An 18,686-nucleotide genomic window follows, 5' to 3' on the forward strand; every position below is an offset into this window, starting at 1 on the left:
TAATCAAGTGAGATGAACGTGCTGGGGATGTGATACAGAAAGCTCATAATAAATGGTCTCAATGTTTAAGAGACGGTTAATAAAAGCAATTCCCCGCATACATTGGCAGTATGCCATGGTTTATCCGAAATCAAACGGCACTATGATAATAACCTCAGGGGGGATTGTTGAGTTAAATGAACTTTTCGCCTCAACCAGATCTTGTTTCCACATTTCTGATGTTACCGAGATATCCTGCGGCAAAAAATGCGTGGTGAGAATGCCTATCTGGCTATGAGAAATGACTGTGGACCGATCATTTCTATGGCTGTTTATGCAAATTAAAACAGGGTCCATTAGCTGAACCCTTTTTCAAAATTACCAATTAGTCACATCCTAAGGTTCATACCATCTGCTACTGGCGGCCCCTGACATAGGGTGGCACGAATTCCTCTCTGCATCTGTCCAAATAATCTGACCACCATTGCATCATCGCTTTACGGGCATCGAGATATTCTGCTTTATGGATGTAAGCCGCTCGAACGCTGTTACGCTCCTGGTGACTCATCTGCCGTTCAACCGCATCCTGCGCCCATAGGCCAGACTCCATCAGGGCACTACATGCCATTGCCCGAAATCCGTGGCCGCAGATTTCATCTTTTGTGTCATAGCCCATCAGGCGTAGCGCCTTATTGACCGTGTTTTCGCACATCGGTTTATACGGATTATGATCGCCGGGGAATATAAGTTCCTGATGTCCGGATATTTCCCGTATCTGTTTCAGAATAGCAATAGACTGACAGGAGAGTGGAACGATATGTGGAGTACGCATTTTTGCACCACGGCCAGAGTAGCGGACGCCGGGGATGGACTCGCGAGTGGCAGGAATGGTCCAGATTCTATTTTTGAAATCGATCTCAAACCAACGGGCGAAACGCAGTTCGCTGGAACGGATGAATAGGTGAAGGGTGAGTGAGACAGCCAGGCGGGTTAACTCTCGTCCTTGCTTGTAGTCCTCAATGCGTGCCAACAGTTCCGGTAGTCGCTCCAACTGAAGGGCGGGGTAATGACGTTTAACTGGCGGGGCGATGATACCCTCCAGATTTGCCGCGGGATTGTGCTCTATCAACTCCTGATGCACAGCATGACGCATTATGTTGCACATATGCTGCCGGGTACGTGCTGCGACTTCCAGCAGACCTTTTTTCTCAATGCTTTTCAGCAGGTCGATAAAGTGACGAGGTTTCAGTTCAGCTACCGGCAAGTGTCCAATCACAGGGAATATATGATTGTTCATGCTGGCAAGCAGGCGGGATGCGTGGTTCTCAGACCATGTTCGGTTGCTGTTATGCCACTCCAGTGCCACATGTTTGAAGGTTTTTTCTGGTGTGGAAGTGGTTCTTTCAGCAGAGCGCTGTTGTGCTGGATTGATATTTTGCGCGAGGAGTTTACGGATACCATCACGCTGTTGACGAGCATTAGCTAAAGACACGTCAGGGTAGGCGCCTAAGCCAAGGCGAGATTCTTTTCTATTGATACGATATTTGAGATACCAGAGACGTGAACCGCCTGGATTAACCAACAGGTACAGACCATGGGAATCGGAAATTTTGAAGGGTTTAGCGGATGGTTTTAAGTTGCGGATTTTTGTGTCGTTAAGAGACATTTGGGGGTCACTCCGTCATCGAACCAACATGACCCCAAATCTGACCACCAAATTCTCCCGATGCGGAGAGAAAACTAAAAATACATCGGGAAGATTTTTCGCGCTAACTTATTGAATCTAAATCACATAAGGATTCGCAAAGAGGCATGAAAACAAGAATTTGGCTCCTCTGACTGGACTCGAACCAGTGACATACGGATTAACAGTCCGCCGTTCTACCGACTGAACTACAGAGGAATCGTTGTGGAGTCGTATCTTAGCGGCGAAAAAACTTTTGTCAAACATCTATTCGCCGTCCGAGGCTCAGCTGGCGCATCCATCAACAAATTGTCGCCATTATCGACAATTTATCGGGAAAAATGCTTTGCAGGATTAGCTTTTCTCTATCATCATTTGAAATGTAGTTTCAACTTTTCTCACTAAGGTCTCCCTTGAACGTCACCGCCGCATTACGCCAGTCCGTCGAACGCACGTCCTGGTTTAAAAAACGCAAGAGCTATCGCGTCCTCTACTGGCGTGAAATCAGCCCGCTTGCGGTCCCCATTTTGCTGGAAAACGCCTGCGTATTGCTGATGGGCGTGTTGAGTACTTTTTTGGTCAGCTGGCTCGGTAAAGAGGCCATGGCGGGCGTAGGCCTGGCCGACAGCTTCAATATGGTGATCATGTCCTTTTTTGCCGCCATCGACCTCGGTACGACCGTGGTGGTGGCGTTTAGCCTGGGCAAACGGGACCGGCGGCGGGCAAGAGCGGCAGCGCGCCAGTCGCTGGCGATAATGACCCTGTTCTCGATTATTCTCGCGGCGGTCATCCATGCCTTCGGCGCGGAAATCATTAATTTTGTCGCCGGGGATGCGACAGAAGAAGTAAAAGGTCTGGCGCTGACCTATCTGGAGCTGACGGTGCTGAGCTATCCGGCGGCGGCAATTGCCCTGATCGGCAGCGGCGCGCTGCGCGGCGCCGGGACCACCAAAATTCCGCTGCTGATCAACGGCGGGATGAATATCCTCAATATTATTATCAGCAGCATCCTGATTTACGGCATTTTCTCGTGGCCCGGCATGGGGTTTGTCGGGGCGGGGCTGGGATTAACGATTGCCCGCTACATTGGCGCGGTGGCCACCATTTGGGTGCTAATGATCGGTTTTAACCCGGCGCTGCGCATTTCGCTGAAGAGCTATTTTAAGCGGTTTAACTTCGCCATTATCTGGGAAGTGATGGGCATCGGGATCCCCGCCAGCATTGAATCGGTTTTGTTCAACGGCGGTAAGCTGCTGACGCAGATGTTTGTTGCCGGGATGGGGACCAACGTGATTGCCGGTAACTTTATCGCTTTCTCCGTGGCCGCGCTGATCAACCTGCCGGGGAACGCGCTCGGTTCAGCATCGACTATTATCACCGGCCGACGCCTCGGAAAAGGGCAGATCGCTCAGGCGGAGCGTCAGGCGTGGCACGTCTTCTGGCTGTCGACCATCATTTTGACGGCGATCGCCTGGGGAACCGCGCCGCTTGCCGGCCTGATCGCCTCGTTCTATACCAGCGAAGAGGACGTCAAAGTGGTGGTGAAAGAGCTGCTGTGGCTGAACGCCTTCTTTATGCCGATCTGGGCGATGGCCTGGACGCTGCCGTGCGCCTTTAAAGGGGCGCGTGACGTGCGTTACACCATGTGGGTCTCAATGCTCGGCATGTGGGGCTGTCGCGTGGTGGCGGGCTACACGCTGGGGATTGTGCTGGGCATGGGGGTGATCGGCGTCTGGCTGGGTATGGTGCTTGACTGGGCGGTGCGCGGCGTTTTGTTTTACTGCCGGATGGTCAGCGGGCGCTGGCTGTGGAAGTATCCGCGAACGAAAGCGCAGGCCGACGAGACCCGCGCGCAGGTTGAAGAAACGTAACATGCGGTGGGCGAAACGGGACTTTTCGCCCAAAGTGGAGAATTATTCGGCAAACGGTTTGAAATGTGAAAACAGCCTTTGACAAGGTGGGGCGCCATCGATAATATGCGCCTCGTTCAAACGATTCCTCTGTAGTTCAGTCGGTAGAACGGCGGACTGTTAATCCGTATGTCACTGGTTCGAGTCCAGTCAGAGGAGCCATATTTAAGAAGCCCGCTTAAGGAAACTTAAGCGGGCTTTTTGCTTTCTATTCCATAGCCACGATGATGGCAACGCCGGGGCACAAGAACATTCCCTGCGCACCATCAGGGTCTTAAAACCAGGATACAATAAGGGAAATTAGCCCGATCGCGGCAGTCCAGAAAAAAAGAGTTGCTAATAAAATAAACAGGCGGATATTCCCTACGGTTAATTTCATAAAGCTGTCGTCCATACTTTTACGAAAATAGTACATTGCCGGTCGCGATAGATAAGCATATCCATGGTTGCTTACTGTCGACATGCGCAATTTTATCTCTGGTAATTTAGTAACAAGGTATTTGTTGCAAACAACCTGTCGCTATTAAAGGATGATTCCAGAGTAGAGTAGCGCCCATAGGTAACTCTTTGATTATTTTAATCTCTCCCTGGCGCTGGCTATTTTGTACCGCTTTTTTGTGACATGTGAATTTATCTAATTAATTTAATAGGTTACGAGACTCAATTCAAGTGTTAATCAGACCCCGGTTGAGCGTTTTATGACCACGGGGCAAATGATGCTTATATGTTAATAAAATGTTTATTTTTTAATTGGCATAGCAATAATAATATTGCGCGGATATACCATATGGATGTGTTCTGAGAAATTTTTACCCCTAACAAAAATAAACGCTTTATTTTATAACGCTCAGTCCGGCTGGTGGCCGCGTAAATATTTTACGCGATCCGGACTGAGTGTATTCTGCTCGTATGATATCAGCGCTTAGCGGAACGGCGGTTCGTTGAAGGTTCTCAGCTTGCGCGAATGCATGTGGTCGCCTTCGGCGCGCAGCAGGTCAATCGCCCGAATACCAATCTGCAAATGTTCGGAAATGGCCCCTTCATAGAATCGGTTAGCCTGTCCCGGCAGCTTAATCTCGCCGTGCAGCGGTTTATCGGAGACGCACAGCAGGGTGCCGTAAGGAACGCGGAAGCGATAGCCCTGGGCGGCAATGGTTGCGCTTTCCATATCGATAGCCACCGCGCGGCTGAGGTTAAAGCGCAGCGCTGAGGCCGAGTAGCGCAGCTCCCAGTTGCGATCGTCGGTAGTGACCACCGTTCCGGTACGCAGCCGCTGCTTTACCTCTTCGCCCGGCATGCCGCTGACCTGCTTCGTGGCGTCGTAGAGCGCGCGCTGAACTTCGGCGATGCTCGGAATAGGGATATCCGGCGGCAGCACCGCATCCAGCACGTGGTCGTCGCGCAGATAGGCATGGGCCAGCACGTAGTCGCCGATATTCTGGCTTTCACGCAGGCCGCCGCAGTGGCCAATCATCAGCCAGACGTCCGGACGCAGCACCGCCAGATGGTCGCAGATATTTTTGGCATTTGCCGGGCCGACCCCAATATTAATCAGCGTGATCCCCTGTCCGTCTTTGGTTATCAGATGCCAGGCGGGCATCTGGTGCTTTTTCCACGCCAGATCGGAAATCGCTTCCTCCGGTGCCTCCGTGTCCGCCGTTATCCAGATCCCGCCCGCGCAGGAGAGGGCGATATAGGGACTCTCGGGATCGAGAATTTGGCTACAGCCCCAGCGCACGAACTCATCGACGTAGCGGGTGTAGTTGGTAAACAGCATATACGGCTGGAAATGGTCAACCGGCGTGCCGGTATAGTGGCGCAGGCGCGCCAGCGAGAAATCGACGCGGCGGGCGTCGAAGTGGGAAAGTGGATAGTATTCCGTCGAATGAAACAGGCCATCGGCGGTTTCATCGCCAATTTGCGACAGCTCGGTGGTGGGGAAAAAACGCGTCAGGCCGGCGCTCATTGAGCGATCGAGCGTGAGTTCAGAGCCATCAATAACGTACGGATAGGGGATCTCATGCTGCGACAGCCCGACGGTAATCGCGGCATCGTAATCCTGATACAGCATGGTGAGCTGCTCCAGCAGATAGGCGCGAAACAGTTTAGGGTTGGTGATGGTGGTGGTATAGCAACCGCTATGGGTGAAGCGACCCCAGGCCCGGGTTTTTAACGCTTTATGTTCCGCTCCGTCCCACGACACCGACAGCTGCGGGTATACGAACAGTCCTTCCGCACGGGCGCTATTCTCGGGGAGGATATTATGGTGAATATAATCGCCGAGGGCTTTACGCAGCGCATTGACCGATTTTTCATAGAGCGCTTCGAGCTGCGTAAGCGCCTGTTCTGGGGTCAGCCTGGCGGCTTTCTGATTCATGACGTACTCCTTGTTTCTGCTCTGCTGACGTTTTGCTTAGTATGTCACAGACTGAAAAAGGCGCAGGACAATTTAACCCGCTTAGTTAAGAAAGTACTGAGATTAGAACCAGTTGATGCTGGGGGATGTCGATTAATGCGCGGTGATATTCGCGATGGCGCCCCAGCGTTCAGCGCTGAAATGCGTGGCGTTGAGCACTTTTAGGGTGATCGACTTATTGTCGTTAATGCAGTACAGGGCGTTAGCCAACGGCGTCAGCTTATCGCCCTCCTGTAGACGCCGGCCGCAGGAAGTGAGTTCCGCAATGATGGTTAGCTGGCCGCTTTGCAGAACCGCGTGGGTATGTGTAGACGTCGAGGCCTCGCGTAGTTTCTTAATCCACCATTCCATTTGTTTATTCCTGACCTGTTACACTCCGGCGATAATTCATGTTTGCTCCTCATCTGACAATAAGAACAGGCGGTTGGTTTAGTCTATGTTTAATAAGTGAATCGCAGGATCGGATTCCTTCTGCATAATAGCCCGCCCTGGCAGCTAAAGAGATAATTCGGACAGAAATATGGCAATGATGCGTTTTACCCGGCTGCTGAATAAGTCGGGATTAAGATTAGTCTCGGTGGCGAAAAAAGCCATCATTGGGCTGCTGGTGGTCGTGATCGTCTTTTTTATTGGCCGTATTTACGAATCGCAGCGCGGTCCGGCGCTGCACCGCTGGCATACCTGGACGGCGAATGAAATGAGCGCCAGCGAGATTGACCGCGCCACTTTTGCCGAATACCAGACGCGGGAAGCGGCGATTTTCCGCGATATGAAAAGCAGCATTACCGACACGCTGAGCGACGATGAAAAAACGGCCATTAACCGCTTTTACGCGCAAAGTCTGGTCTATCCGGATAAGTTTCATCCCGACTGGAACCGCTCCTTTATTCTGCTGCCGCAGGGCAAACCGCGCGGCGCGGCGGTGCTGCTGCACGGCCTGACGGATTCGCCCTATAGCGTACATTATCTGGCGCAGCGCTATCAGCAGCTGGGATTTGTTGCCGTCGCGCCGCGGCTGCCTGGACACGGTACCGCCCCCAGCGCGCTCACCGCGGTGGACCGCGAAGAGTGGATCGCGACAACCCGGCTTGCGGTGCGCGAAGCGACGCGGCTGGCGGGGGATGACGCGCCGCTGCACGTGGTTGGCTACTCCAACGGCGGGGCGCTGGCGCTGAAGTACGCCCTCGATAGCCTTGAGGATAAATCGCTGCGCCGGCCGCAGCAGGTCATCCTGCTGTCGCCGATGATTGGCGTTACCGCGTTTGCGCGTTTTGCCGGGCTGGCCGGTTTGCCTTCTGTATTCCCGGCTTTCGCCCGCGCGGCGTGGCTAAACGTCGTCCCGGAGTTTAATCCCTATAAATACAATTCGTTCCCGGTGAAGGCGGCAAGGCAGTCATGGCTGTTGTCGCAGGCGCTGCAGCAGCAAATCGTGCAGGAAGCGCAGCGTCAGCGGCTTTCTGATCTGGCGCCGGTGTTAACTTTTCAGTCGGTGATGGATTCAACGGTGAGCACCCGGGCGGTGGTGGATTCGCTCTATCGCTATCTGCCGGATAACGGTAGCGAACTGGTGATTTTCGACATTAACCAGGCGGCGAATTTGCGCGCCCTATTTCGTCCCTCGCTCTATTCGGCGGTGAATACGTTATTGCCGCCGGCGCCTCGGCCCTACGGCACCACGGTGATTACCAACGCCGCGCCCGACACCTACGAGACGGTGGCCCGCACCACGCTTGCCGGGACGCGAAGCGAAACCGTGACGCCGCTGAATATCGCCTGGCCGCAGGATATGTATTCACTATCGCACGTGGCGGTGCCGTTCCCGCTGACCGACTCGCTCTATGGCCGCGAACCGGCGGAGAAAAATCGCTACGGGATCAGCATCGGCACGATCTCGTTGCGCGGGGAAACCTCAACCCTGAGCGTCGGGTTGGATACGCTGATGCGCGTCACGTCCAACCCGTTTTTCCCGTGGATGATGGCGCGCATTAACCATCATATCGCCTGTAGCGAGCAGGCGGATATCGCTGCCTGTCTCCGTTCGCAGGAGGCGGCCTCAGAATAGCGTGAGGTGCATCACGGTGCGGATGGCGATCCCGGCGATAGCGCCAATCGCGGCGAAGCGGAACAGGCGTACGAAGCGCGAGCTGACGCCCAGAAAGATGCCGATGCCGGGAAGATCGAACGTTTGCACTAGCAGGCCCGCCGAGGCGTTGATCTGGCTTACGGTCGCTTTACCCTGCTGGACGAGCTCGGAGACCACGCCGAAATAGGCCGTACCGCCGGCAACGCATTTGACCAGCGCCGGCAGCACGAAGTTAACCGGAATATTCAGCCACAGCAGCAGCGGCAGCAGCAGGCGCTGGAGCATCTCAATCAGGCCTGCCGCCTGCATAAATCCGACGATGGCCAGCGACAGGATCAGCATGGGCACCGCGCCGAGGGCCAGGCGGATGGCGTCGGCACCGGCGCTGTTGATAACGGCGATAATCCCCTGGCTATTTTGCTCCGCCTCAGGCAGCGCGTCGGCCCGCACGTTTTCAACCATCGATAGCCTGCGGCCGGCGATATGCCAGGTGACCGCGGCGGCGCACAGCCCGCCGACAATCGAAATGATGATAGAGGCCAGCCAGTGCAGGCCGAAGGGCGTTAACGGGTAGAAAACGTTGCCTTGCCCCATGGCGAAAAGCATCGCCAGCGTGGCGGCCATATGCCGGTCCGAAGCGCCGCGTTTGTCCATAATCGCGAGGGTCGCCAGCGGGGCGGCGAAGCTGACAAAATTCATCTGAATCAGGGCAAAAGCGCTCATCCCGGTTAAGCCGAACGGCTTAAGCAGCGGGGCGAGCCAGCGAACGATGGCGTCCAGTACCCCGCGGACCTCAAGATATTTCATCACGATGAGCATGACGACCATGATTGGCAACAGCGTATAAAGCGCCACATCGACGGAGGTTTTCCCCGCCGACATAATAATGCTGATGAAGTCCATCTATTTCTCAATCACTGCGGGCAGAAAGAATAATTAGCGCCATCATAATCCCAGCGGCAAGGAAATGAAATCACCGCGGCGGCGCTCTCTGTCCTGAAACGGGCGTTTAACTGGACTTGCAATTAGCCCGGGACGGTGCAGAAAATTTGTTGGTTGATATTTGCAAAGCCTGTTTTTTGTTCCCAAACTGAATGAACACCGGGCGACTTTCTTTAAGGATAAAACGATGCGACGTTGTCTGCGGCTAGCGTGGGGAATAGCGTTTATTTTCGCCTTGTCGGTACAGGCTGAAACGAAGGTCTATGGCGAGCAGCGCATCAGCGGCTGGTGGAGCTGGTTGAAAAACGACGTCTCGCAGACCTGGAATGAGCCGCAAAACTACGATTTATATCTGCCGTTTCTCAGCTGGCACAACCGCTTTATGTACGATAAAGAGAAAACGGATAACTATAATGAAATGCCGTGGGGCGGAGGTTTCGGCGTTTCCAGATATAACGCGGAGGGCAACTGGAGTTCGCTCTACGCCATGATGTTCAAAGATTCGCACAACGAGTGGCAGCCGATTGTCGGCTACGGCTGGGAGAAGGGCTGGTATCTTGATAGCCGTCGTGATTTTCGCCTGGGTCTTGGCGTCACCGCCGGGATCACCGCCCGCGATGACTTTGCCAACTACGTACCTCTGCCGATTATTTTGCCGCTCTTCTCCGCCAGCTACCGCCGTCTGAGCGTGCAGTTCACCTATATTCCCGGCACCTATAATAACGGCAACGTACTGTTTGCCTGGCTGCGCTACGGTTTTTAAATGCGCAGGCGGCCATGACCTGAATCGGCGATCGTCAAATCGTAATCACTTTTTTGACCACCGAATTGGACAGCGCCAGCATCGAAATCAGTACCGAAGTGATAAACGTAAGGACAATCAGCATTAATTTTGTCCCCAGCGAGTTAATCGGGATAAACGCGGTGAGCAGGTGAAAAACGGAGTAGTGGAGAATATAGACGCCGGTCATCGTTTTGCTAATGGTGGCGAGAAGGGTCTCCTTGAACTCGCTGTTTTTGCGAAACCGCACGCCGTTGGCGGCAATAACCAGCGCAACCACCAGAATATAGATTTGTGAACCGGTCAGAATGAACGCATTTCTGTCGGCCTTAAACAGGGCGAAAAAGAAATGCCGCTCGTAAAACCAGGTAAAAAGGTAAATAAACGGAATGGCGATCATCGCGCCTTTGACCACTTTTTCTCGCCTGAGCCAGTCGGCGACCAGCGGGTCGCTGAACAGCTGACCGGTCAGATAAAACAGCAGCCAGGTCCACAGGCGGTACTGCGGCGCCAGGCTCAGCGCATGAACATCCGGGTACAGCGCGGACAAAAGATCGTAACCATACGAGAGCAGCAGCAGCGTGAACACCGCGGCAAAGAACGCTGTGCGTCGTTGGCTGAGCCACTCGATAACCGGATGAAAGGTGTAAATGACGATAAACGCAAATACAAACCACGGCTGGATAAGATAGCCGCGCTGGTAGGGCTCCCAGAGATAGTACACCGTCATCCAGAACAGAAAGACGATCACCACGCTTTTGATTTTGCCCAACTGCCATTGTGAGTCGTGGCGAGACTGTGAATCCAGATATCCCGCCACCACAAAAAACAGCGGCGTGGCGATAGTGGAAATAAACGTCAAAAACCCGAGGATCCAGTGATAGTCATAATCATAGCTATCCCAGGTGTTGTAAATGGTGAAGAAGGTCACCGCCGTCATGCATCCCAGCGTTTTAATAATATTTAATCCGGTACTGTTCATGGTTGTCGCTTCATATTCTGATTGTGGAAACAGGCGTAGATTACCGGCAGAACCAGCAGCGTCAGAATAGTAGCAAAACCCAGACCAAACATGATAACGACCGCCATGCTCTGGAAGAAAACGTCGAGTAATAAAGGCGCCAGGCCGAGCACGGTGGTGAACGCCGTCAGCAGGATAGGGCGCAGACGCGAAGTAGCGGCATCAATAATCGCCTCCTGCTGCGCTTTTTCCTGTTTCTGCTGTTCAATCTCTTCTACCAGCACGATGCCGTTACGGATCAGCATTCCGCTCAGGCTCAGCAGACCGATTAACGCCATAAACCCAAAAGGGATCCCGGTGATTAAAAAGCCCGGCGTTACGCCAATCAGCGCCAGCGGCACGGTCAGCCAGATGGCGATCGCATTTTTCAGCGAACTGAACATCAGGACGGTGATGACAAACATCACCAGGTAACCCAGCGGCAGGGTAGTAAACAGCCCCTGCTGCGCCTCGCTGGAGTTCTCCGCATCGCCACCCCACTCAATGCTGTAACCGTGCGGCAGAGCGAGCGCATCAATCTGCGGCTTCACGCGGGACAGGATATCCCCCGACGTCTGGTGGCTGAGCGGGTCGGGATCGGTCTGTACCGTCAGCACCCGGCTGCGATCGCGGCGCAGGATTAGCGGATCTTCCCATTCGAGGTGAAAGCCGCTGACCACGTTACTGAGCGGAATATACTGCTGGCGGCTCTGGCTCCAGACCAGCACGTTATTCAGGTGATTCGCGTCCTGGCGCTCGGCGGCGGGCGGGCGGACGATCGTCGGCAGCAGGTCGGCTCCCTCACGGTACAATCCAACGCGGCTGCCGGAGAAGTTCATCTCCAGGGCGTTATCAATATCCTGTTTATCAACGCCTAACTCGCGCCCAAGCGCGGGGGAGTACTGCGGACGAATAACTTTGCTACGGTTTTGCCAGTCGTTGCGAACGCCGTCGGTGGCCGGGTCCGCGGAGAGGATATCGCCAACCTGGCTGGCGAGCAGGCGCAGACGGTCGGGGTCCGGACCTTTAATCCGCACCTCGATGGCGCTGTCGCCGGAGGGACCGAACATCACGCGCTTCGTGCTGGCGTTTACCTGCGGGTAGTTGCGCGCAATATAGCGATCCACATGCTGCGTCAGGGCGGCAATGCTGCGCTGGTCGTCCATGCGCACCATGATCTGCGCATAGTTGCTGTACTGCCGTTGCCCGCTGTAGGTGAGGATAAACCGCATGCTGCCCTGACCGACGGTGGCCACGGTGGTGACTACCCCGGGCTGGCCGTTAATGGTGGTCTCAATATCGCTGGTCATCTTTTCGGTGGTCGCGATATCGGTACCGTAGGGTAGCCAGAGATCGACAAAGAAAATCGGCGTATTTGACGAGGGGAAAAAGTTTTGCCGCACCGAGCCGAATCCCCAGATAGCGGCGGCCAGCAGCGCCGCCATGACGGTCAGCGTGATGGTTTTGCGCAGCAGAAGAGCACGCAGAGCCTGCTGGTACAGACGGTAAAAGCGCCCGCCGTACGGATTGGCGTCGGCCTGCGCCACCGGCTGTGATTGATTTTTAAACAGCCACCATTTAATCAGCACCGGGGTAATGGTCAGCGCCGAGAACCAGCTCAGCATGAGCGAAATCAGCAGCACCTGGAACAGCGATTTACAGTATTCGCCGGTCGAGTCCTGCGACAGGCCAATCGGCGCAAAAGCGAGAATGGCAATCACCGTGGCCCCCAGCAGCGGCAGCGCCGAACGGCGGATCGCGTAGTTAATCGCCATGAGCAGCGTTGACCCCTGCTGGCGGGCGATCAGCACGCCTTCGACGATGACGATAGCGTTATCGACCAGCATGCTCAGGGCGATAATTAACGCCCCCAGCGAGATACGCTGCAGCTCGATACCCCACAGGTACATGATCAGCAGCGTACCGAGCACGTTGAGCGCCAGCGACAGGGCGATAATAATGCCGCTGCGTACGCCCATAAAGATCAGCAGCACGCCAACCACAATCGCCAGCGCCATCAGGAAGTTGGTGATAAAGCCGTTGACCGAATGGGCGACTTCCGCCGCCTGATCGTAGAACAGGTCAATGTTGATCCCGGCCGGTTTTTCCGCCGACATCTGCTCCAGCTTGCTTTCCAGCGCGCGGCCAACGTCAATCACGTTAACCCCGGGTATAAACGACACCCCCATAGTGACCGCCTGTCGGCCGTTGGCGTGGTAAATGCTGGAAGGCGATTCGCTCAGCCCGCGCGAGAGGGTGGCAATATCGCGCAGCCGCGTCGCCGTTGCCGAGCCGTGCGGGCTGATTAACAGGTCGCCAAGCTCGTCGAGGTTGGCAAACTCGCCCGTGGGATGCAGGCGAATCGATTCGCTGCCGGATTTAATCTCACCGGCGTTAGACACCACGTTCAACCTGCTCAGTATCGCCGCCAGCTGGTTGAGCGTGATTCCGCGGGCGGCCATTTTCGCCAGCGAGACATCGATGTTGATTTGCTGGGGGATCGCCCCGCCGATGGCGACTTTGCCGACGCCGGGGACCAGCACCAGTTCACGACGCAGCTGCTCGGCATAGCGAACCAGCTCAGGGTTGGTAAAGCTCTTGCCGGAGAGGGCAAAGAAAAAGCCAAAGACATCGCCAAAATCGTCGTTCACAAACGGAGCGGCGACGCCGGGAGGGAACTGGCGGGCGGCGTCGCCCACCCGGCGGCGCAGTTCATCCCAGATTTGCGGCAGCTCGCGGGAGTGGTAGCGCGAGGCGATATTGACGGTAATTTGCGACAGGCCGTTGGAGGAAATTGAGCTGACGTTGTCGAGATACGGCAGCTGCTGCAGCGCGTTTTCCAGCGGCAGGGTGACTTCTTCTTCCACCTGCTGCGCCGACGCGCCGGGATAGTGGGTGACTACCACCGCGGTTTTGATGGTAAACGCCGGATCTTCCAGGCGGCCAATATTCAGCAGAGCGAAGATCCCGCCGATGCCCAGCAGTAAAATGGTCAGCCAGACGCGGACCGGGTTGTTAATAAACTGGCGGGAAATATCCATTACAAACCTCGTTCACGCGTCCAGATACGAACCGGCTGTTGCGCATGCAATTCGCTGACGCCTGCCGCCACTACGCGCTCGCCGACGCTGAGCCCTTCGGTAATCACCACGCCCTGAGAGGTCACCGGGCCCACGCCGACTTTTCTCTCTTCCAGCTTGAGCTGGTCGCCGCTTCCCTGTACCACCCAGACGTGGGGCTCATTGCGCGGGCGATTATCCGGGTTAAACACCGCTTCAACCGGCACCACCACCGCGTTTTGACCGGCGCTGGCGGGCAGGTTTGCCAGATTGACCGTCACCGTTCCGCTTACGCCGCCCACCGAGGGAAAGTCGGCCGGCCTCGGCATAGTCAGTATGATTTGCCAGGTGAGCGTGCTGCTGTCGCTGCTGCCAGTGTGCTCTTTATATTCAGCGGTAAACTGGCGGTCCGGCATGGCGTTAATTTTGACGACAGGACGATACTGCGCGTTGCGAATATCCAACGCGGTAAAGAGGTTTTCCGGAACGCTAAACACCACGTCGAGCAGATCGGTTCGCGTCAGGGTCACAATGGGCTGTCCGGCGGCGACAACCTGGTGGTTACGTACCGGCACGTTGGCGGCAACGCCGCTGAACGGGGCGGTCAACGTCATTTGCGACAGCTCTTCGCGGGCGATTTTCAGCGCGGCGTTAGCGGCGTCGCGGTTGGCCCGCTGGATATCCATTTCCGCCTTCGAAATCGCCTGACGCCCGGCCAGCGTCTGGAAGCGATCGAACTGCCGCTGGGCGAGGGTGGCAGCGGTTTGCCGTTCATTCACGCGCTGCTGCGCTTCCCGCGCGCTGAGCCTGGCAAGGGGCTGCCCCTGAGTAATAGCGGCTCCCTGACGCACATCAAGGGATTCAATCTGGCCGCCGCGTTTAAAAGATAAATCGGTGGAGTCCCCGGACTCAATGCGGGCGGGGAATACGCGCTGCTGTGAATCACCGATGGTAACCACCTCGGCGACTTTAACCATCCGCGGTAGCGGGGTAATTTGAGGCGCTTTCCGATCGCAAGCCGTTGTTATTAAAATAACAAGCGGAATGAGAGAAAAATAACGGTTCACTGTATTCCCCTCGAAGTAAAAGGCTATGTTTTACATATTATTCACAATCGCTGTATTTATTCAGCGAGGGCCGAGACAACGAAATAGGTAATTAAACCGGTAGCCGTACAGGCGATTATTGCCAGGGCAATAAACAGGCTCAGGCGAAACAGACTGTAACCGAACATCGTTCCTCCTTTAGCGCTAACGCTTAGCTAAGTAAATTCTTATCGTAATAATTATTGTGGGGCGACAGAAAGTGAACAAGCCACTGATAATGAGGATAGTCGTAGTAAAACGGAAATGTTAAAAAGAGCAAAAATTACGGCGATGGCGACGATTTTACGGGGTTTGTAGTCGAATTGTCTGGCTGCGCCTGACTCTGTGATATTTTTCAATATATTAATTGGCGACATTAATAATGTTTATCGTGGTGTGCTACGTTTAATTATACCTACACGTCTTGCAGATTTTGTTCTTGAGATCTTTTCCTCAGCGCCATTGCCCGGGCTGTTTTCACCACCTTTTTTTATAGGTAATAAAAGGATTGTCTCTATGTATAAAAATATCCTCGTGCCGGTTGATGTGTTTGAAATCGGTCTGGCGGACAAGGCCTTGTCCCACGCCCAATTCCTTGCGCAAAGCTCTTCGGGACAGATTCATCTGGTACACATCATTCCCTCTTTTTCTCCGGTGCTGACGCGCGGTTTTATTTCCGATGCACGAAAAATGGAAGACTATCTGATTAATACTGCTAAGGAAAAGCTGGCAGAGCTGATCAAGAAACTCGCGCTGACGGAAAAGGATATTCAGATTCACATTCGCAGCGGCAACATTCGCGATGAGGTGACCAAACTGGCCGATGAACTGAAAGCAGATGTGGTGATCATCGGTTCGCGCAACCCGAATATTCAGACGCATCTGCTGGGGTCGGAGGCGGCAGGAATCGTTCGCTATGCCCATGTTCCGGTTTTTGTGGTGCGTTAAGGGCGGCCTGAGGCTGTCCTGATTTCCGTTACAGGAGTGAGGAGATAACTATGAATAAAGAAAAACCGGGCGGCCCGTTCTATCAGCTCTCCGTAGAAGAAACCCTGACCAGCACCCACAGCACTCCGGAGGGCATCAGCGGTGCCGAGGCGGCGACGCGTTTGCAGCAGTATGGCGAAAATGCGCTGCCGCAAAAAGCGGGAAAGCCGGCGTGGCTGCGCTTTCTGGCGCATTTTAACGATGTGCTGATCTATGTGCTGCTGGCGGCGGCGCTGCTGACGGCGGTCATGGGGCACTGGGTGGATACCCTGGTGATCCTCGGCGTGGCGGTGATTAACGCCCTGATCGGCCATATCCAGGAGAGCAATGCGGAAAAATCGCTTCAGAGCATTCGCAACATGCTCTCCAGCGAGGCGGTGGTTATTCGTCAGGGCAACCATGAAACGATCCCGACAACCGCTCTGGTCCCCGGCGATATCGTCGTCATCCGCGCAGGCGATCGCATTCCCGCCGACCTGCGGGTGATCGAAGCGCATAACCTGCGGGTGGAAGAGGCGATTCTGACCGGCGAATCGACGGTGGTGGAGAAAAGCACCGAGGCGCTCAGCGGCGAACTGCCGCTAGGCGATCGTACCAATCTGCTGTTTTCCGGCACCACGGTGAGTTCGGGCGGCGGAAAAGGCCTGGTGGTCGCCACCGGCGGCGATACCGAGCTGGGCCATATTAACCAGATGATGTCGGATATCGAAAAACACCGTACGCCGCTGCTGGTGCAAATGGATAAGCTCGGCAAAGCCATTTTTATCATCATTCTGGTGATGATGGCCGCGCTGTTTGTCTTCAGCCTGCTGTTCCGCGATATGCCGGTTTCTGAGCTGATGCTGTCGTTGATTAGCCTCGCGGTGGCGTCGGTGCCGGAAGGTTTACCGGCGATTATCTCGATAATCCTCTCGCTCGGCGTGCAAACCATGGCCCGTCAGAAGGCGATTATCCGCAAGCTGCCCACAGTGGAAACCCTTGGGGCGATGACGGTGATCTGCTCGGATAAAACCGGAACGCTGACCATGAACGAGATGACGGTGAAGGCCGTTATTACCGCTGATAACGTTTATCGCGTAGAGGGCGACAGCTACGAACCGGTAGGGAATATTCATCCGATCGATGAGCCCGATCCGATAACCGTTGCCTCCGGCACGCTGCTGGAACGCTATCTGCGCACCATCGATCTGTGTAACGACAGTCAGCTTATCAAAGACGAAAGCGGGCTGTGGAAAATTACCGGCGGCCCGACCGAAGGGGCGCTGAAGGTGCTGGCGGCGAAAGTCCCGCTCCCGACGGTCAACACCGAGCTGCGCAGCAAAATCCCCTTTGATTCACAGTATAAATATATGTCGACGCTGTACCGCATCGGCGATGAAGAGATGATTTTGATTACCGGCGCGCCCGATGTCCTGTTCCGTCTGTGTCAGCATCAGCAAACCGACCATGGCCTGGCGCCGCTCGATCAGCCTTACTGGGAAGCGAAAATCGAAGAGTACGCGCGGGAAGGGCTGCGGATGGTGGCGGCGGCGTGGAAACCGGCAGCCGACGGGCAAACGGAGCTTAGCCATGAGGATTTGCAGCAGGGCGTCATTCTGCTGGGGGTTGCCGGGATGATGGATCCGCCGCGACCGGAGGCGATTACGGCGATCGGCGACTGCCTGCAGGCCGGGATCCGCGTGAAGATGATCACCGGCGACCACCCGCAAACCGCGATGAGCATCGGCAAGATGCTGGGGATCGGCAATGCGGAAAACGCCATCACCGGCAGAGAACTGGAGGTGATGGACGATACCCAGCTCAGCGAAGCGGCGCAGAAATTCGATATTTTCGCGCGTACCAGCCCGGAAGATAAATTCCGCCTGGTGCAGGCGCTGCAAAGCAGGAAAGAGGTGGTCGGGATGACCGGCGACGGCGTGAACGACGCCCCGGCGCTCAAGCAGGCCGATGTCGGTATCGCGATGGGGATTAAGGGCACCGAAGTGACCAAAGAGGCCGCGGATATGGTGCTGACCGACGATAATTTCGCCACCATCGCCAGCGCCGTCAGGGAAGGGCGTCGGGTATACGACAACCTGAAGAAAACCATTCTCTTCATTATGCCGACCAACCTGGCGCAGGGGCTGTTGATCATTATCGCGCTGCTGGCGGGGAATTTAATTCCGCTGACGCCGGTGCTGATCCTGTGGATGAACATGGCGACCTCCGCCACGCTGTCGTTCGGCCTGGCGTTCGAAGCGGGCGAGAAGAACATCATGCGGCGTCCGCCGCGCGATCCCAAACTGCACGTAATGGACGGCTTTGCTATCTGGCGGGTGATTTTTGTCGGTTCGATGATTGCCGTCAGCGCCTTTGTGCTTGAAGCCTGGCTACAGCCGCGCGGCTATTCGCCTGAGTTTATCCGCACGGTGCTGCTGCAGACGCTGGTCACCGCCCAGTGGTTCTATATGCTCAACTGCCGGGTGGCGGACGGCTTCTCGCTGAGTAAAGGGCTGCTGGCGAACCGGGGGATCTGGATTGTCAGCGGGGTGCTGCTGGTGCTGCAGCTGCTGATTATCTACGCGCCGTTTATGCAGATGCTGTTTGGTACCGAAGCGCTGCCGTTCCGCTACTGGGTTATCACCTTTATTATCGGTTTTGTGATGTTCCTGATTGTGGAAGTCGAGAAGCCACTGACCCGGAGATGGCGTACGGCCTGATATTGAGCAGAACGCGGCATTCCCGGTAGCCCGGCTAAGCGCAGCGCGAGCCGGGCTACCC

Annotated in this window: 13 protein-coding genes and 2 tRNA genes; 7 read left to right on the forward strand and 8 right to left on the reverse strand. The window is 55.2% G+C overall.

Annotated elements, in window-relative coordinates; genetic code table 11:
- Positions 1-394 precede the first annotated feature (394 nt).
- Both JLG71_RS09910 and JLG71_RS09915 read right to left on the reverse strand, forming a co-directional pair.
- Positions 395-1,645 carry a tyrosine-type recombinase/integrase gene (locus JLG71_RS09910; RefSeq protein WP_049112341.1) on the reverse strand — a complete coding sequence of 417 codons (1,251 nt, stop codon included), beginning with the start codon at positions 1,643-1,645 and terminating at the stop codon, positions 395-397.
- Positions 1,646-1,806: 161 nt separating this feature from the next.
- Positions 1,807-1,882, reverse strand: a tRNA-Asn gene (locus tag JLG71_RS09915).
- A 6-nt stretch (positions 1,883-1,888) separates the two neighbouring features.
- Between JLG71_RS09915 and JLG71_RS28620 the strand changes: the two genes are divergently transcribed.
- From JLG71_RS28620 to JLG71_RS09925, 3 genes are all read left to right on the forward strand, one after another.
- Positions 1,889-2,068: a DUF5951 family protein gene (locus JLG71_RS28620; protein WP_225623243.1), complete on the forward strand. Its 180-nt coding sequence runs from the start codon at positions 1,889-1,891 to the stop codon at positions 2,066-2,068.
- 8 nt (positions 2,069-2,076) lie between these two features.
- Positions 2,077-3,534, forward strand: coding sequence for an EmmdR/YeeO family multidrug/toxin efflux MATE transporter (locus tag JLG71_RS09920; protein ID WP_128334953.1), 1,458 nt, complete (start codon positions 2,077-2,079; stop codon positions 3,532-3,534).
- A gap of 125 nt (positions 3,535-3,659) precedes the next feature.
- Positions 3,660-3,735: transfer RNA gene (locus JLG71_RS09925), tRNA-Asn, on the forward strand.
- Positions 3,736-4,495: 760 nt separating this feature from the next.
- On the opposite strand, the gene JLG71_RS09930 is transcribed toward JLG71_RS09925, so the two are convergent.
- Both JLG71_RS09930 and JLG71_RS09935 read right to left on the reverse strand, forming a co-directional pair.
- Entirely contained in the window at positions 4,496-5,950 is a 1,455-nt protein-coding gene (locus JLG71_RS09930) for an AMP nucleosidase (RefSeq protein ID WP_014229909.1), read from the reverse strand.
- 132 nt (positions 5,951-6,082) lie between these two features.
- Positions 6,083-6,340: a histidine kinase gene (locus JLG71_RS09935; protein ID WP_014229908.1), complete on the reverse strand. Its 258-nt coding sequence runs from the start codon at positions 6,338-6,340 to the stop codon at positions 6,083-6,085.
- Between the two features lie 169 nt (positions 6,341-6,509).
- On the opposite strand from JLG71_RS09935, the gene JLG71_RS09940 reads away from it, so the two are divergent.
- Complete coding sequence (locus tag JLG71_RS09940) at positions 6,510-8,051, forward strand: alpha/beta hydrolase (RefSeq protein ID WP_406811830.1); 1,542 nt, start codon at positions 6,510-6,512, stop codon at positions 8,049-8,051.
- On the opposite strand, the gene JLG71_RS09945 is transcribed toward JLG71_RS09940, so the two are convergent.
- The gene (locus JLG71_RS09945; RefSeq protein WP_014229906.1) at positions 8,043-8,975 is read right to left on the reverse strand and encodes a nucleoside recognition domain-containing protein; all 933 of its coding nucleotides are present in this window, start codon (positions 8,973-8,975) and stop codon (positions 8,043-8,045) included. The two genes, JLG71_RS09940 and JLG71_RS09945, sit on opposite strands and share 9 nt — an antisense overlap.
- 226 nt (positions 8,976-9,201) lie before the next feature.
- On the opposite strand from JLG71_RS09945, the gene pagP reads away from it, so the two are divergent.
- Positions 9,202-9,777, forward strand: coding sequence for a lipid IV(A) palmitoyltransferase PagP (gene pagP / locus JLG71_RS09950; RefSeq protein ID WP_025106074.1), 576 nt, complete (start codon positions 9,202-9,204; stop codon positions 9,775-9,777).
- Positions 9,778-9,811: 34 nt separating this feature from the next.
- On the opposite strand, the gene JLG71_RS09955 is transcribed toward pagP, so the two are convergent.
- From JLG71_RS09955 to JLG71_RS09965, 3 genes are read right to left on the reverse strand one after another with little or no spacing between them, the layout of a single operon-like run.
- Positions 9,812-10,735 (reverse strand): acyltransferase, encoded by a 924-nt coding sequence (locus JLG71_RS09955; RefSeq protein ID WP_160741211.1) that lies wholly within the window; start codon positions 10,733-10,735, stop codon positions 9,812-9,814.
- A 38-nt stretch (positions 10,736-10,773) separates the two neighbouring features.
- Positions 10,774-13,836 (reverse strand): efflux RND transporter permease subunit, encoded by a 3,063-nt coding sequence (locus JLG71_RS09960; RefSeq protein WP_200914177.1) that lies wholly within the window; start codon positions 13,834-13,836, stop codon positions 10,774-10,776.
- A complete protein-coding gene (locus JLG71_RS09965; RefSeq protein ID WP_103815211.1) occupies positions 13,836-14,921 on the reverse strand; it encodes an efflux RND transporter periplasmic adaptor subunit in 1,086 nt (361 codons plus the stop codon). Before JLG71_RS09965 ends, JLG71_RS09960 begins: the two co-directional genes overlap by 1 nt.
- Before the next feature lie 534 nt (positions 14,922-15,455).
- On the opposite strand from JLG71_RS09965, the gene JLG71_RS09970 reads away from it, so the two are divergent.
- Positions 15,456-15,887 (forward strand): universal stress protein, encoded by a 432-nt coding sequence (locus tag JLG71_RS09970; protein WP_014229901.1) that lies wholly within the window; start codon positions 15,456-15,458, stop codon positions 15,885-15,887.
- A 50-nt stretch (positions 15,888-15,937) separates the two neighbouring features.
- Entirely contained in the window at positions 15,938-18,625 is a 2,688-nt protein-coding gene (locus JLG71_RS09975) for a cation-transporting P-type ATPase (protein WP_200914179.1), read from the forward strand.
- Positions 18,626-18,686: the final 61 nt, after the last annotated feature.

Origin of the sequence: Klebsiella michiganensis, assembly GCF_015139575.1 — a bacterium.
Taxonomy (GTDB): domain Bacteria; phylum Pseudomonadota; class Gammaproteobacteria; order Enterobacterales; family Enterobacteriaceae; genus Klebsiella; species Klebsiella michiganensis.

What these genes read in the sequence shown, in the direction of transcription:
- JLG71_RS09910 (WP_049112341.1), bottom strand. Translation starts at nt 1,645, where the DNA reads ATGTCTCTTAACGACACAAAAATCCGCAACTTAAAACCATCCGCTAAA.
- JLG71_RS09930 (WP_014229909.1), bottom strand. Translation starts at nt 5,950, where the DNA reads ATGAATCAGAAAGCCGCCAGGCTGACCCCAGAACAGGCGCTTACGCAG.
- JLG71_RS09935 (WP_014229908.1), bottom strand. Translation starts at nt 6,340, where the DNA reads ATGGAATGGTGGATTAAGAAACTACGCGAGGCCTCGACGTCTACACAT.
- JLG71_RS09940 (WP_406811830.1), top strand. Translation starts at nt 6,510, where the DNA reads ATGGCAATGATGCGTTTTACCCGGCTGCTGAATAAGTCGGGATTAAGA.
- JLG71_RS09945 (WP_014229906.1), bottom strand. Translation starts at nt 8,975, where the DNA reads ATGGACTTCATCAGCATTATTATGTCGGCGGGGAAAACCTCCGTCGAT.
- pagP (WP_025106074.1), top strand. Translation starts at nt 9,202, where the DNA reads ATGCGACGTTGTCTGCGGCTAGCGTGGGGAATAGCGTTTATTTTCGCC.
- JLG71_RS09955 (WP_160741211.1), bottom strand. Translation starts at nt 10,735, where the DNA reads ATGACGGCGGTGACCTTCTTCACCATTTACAACACCTGGGATAGCTAT.
- JLG71_RS09960 (WP_200914177.1), bottom strand. Translation starts at nt 13,836, where the DNA reads ATGGATATTTCCCGCCAGTTTATTAACAACCCGGTCCGCGTCTGGCTG.
- JLG71_RS09970 (WP_014229901.1), top strand. Translation starts at nt 15,456, where the DNA reads ATGTATAAAAATATCCTCGTGCCGGTTGATGTGTTTGAAATCGGTCTG.
- JLG71_RS09975 (WP_200914179.1), top strand. Translation starts at nt 15,938, where the DNA reads ATGAATAAAGAAAAACCGGGCGGCCCGTTCTATCAGCTCTCCGTAGAA.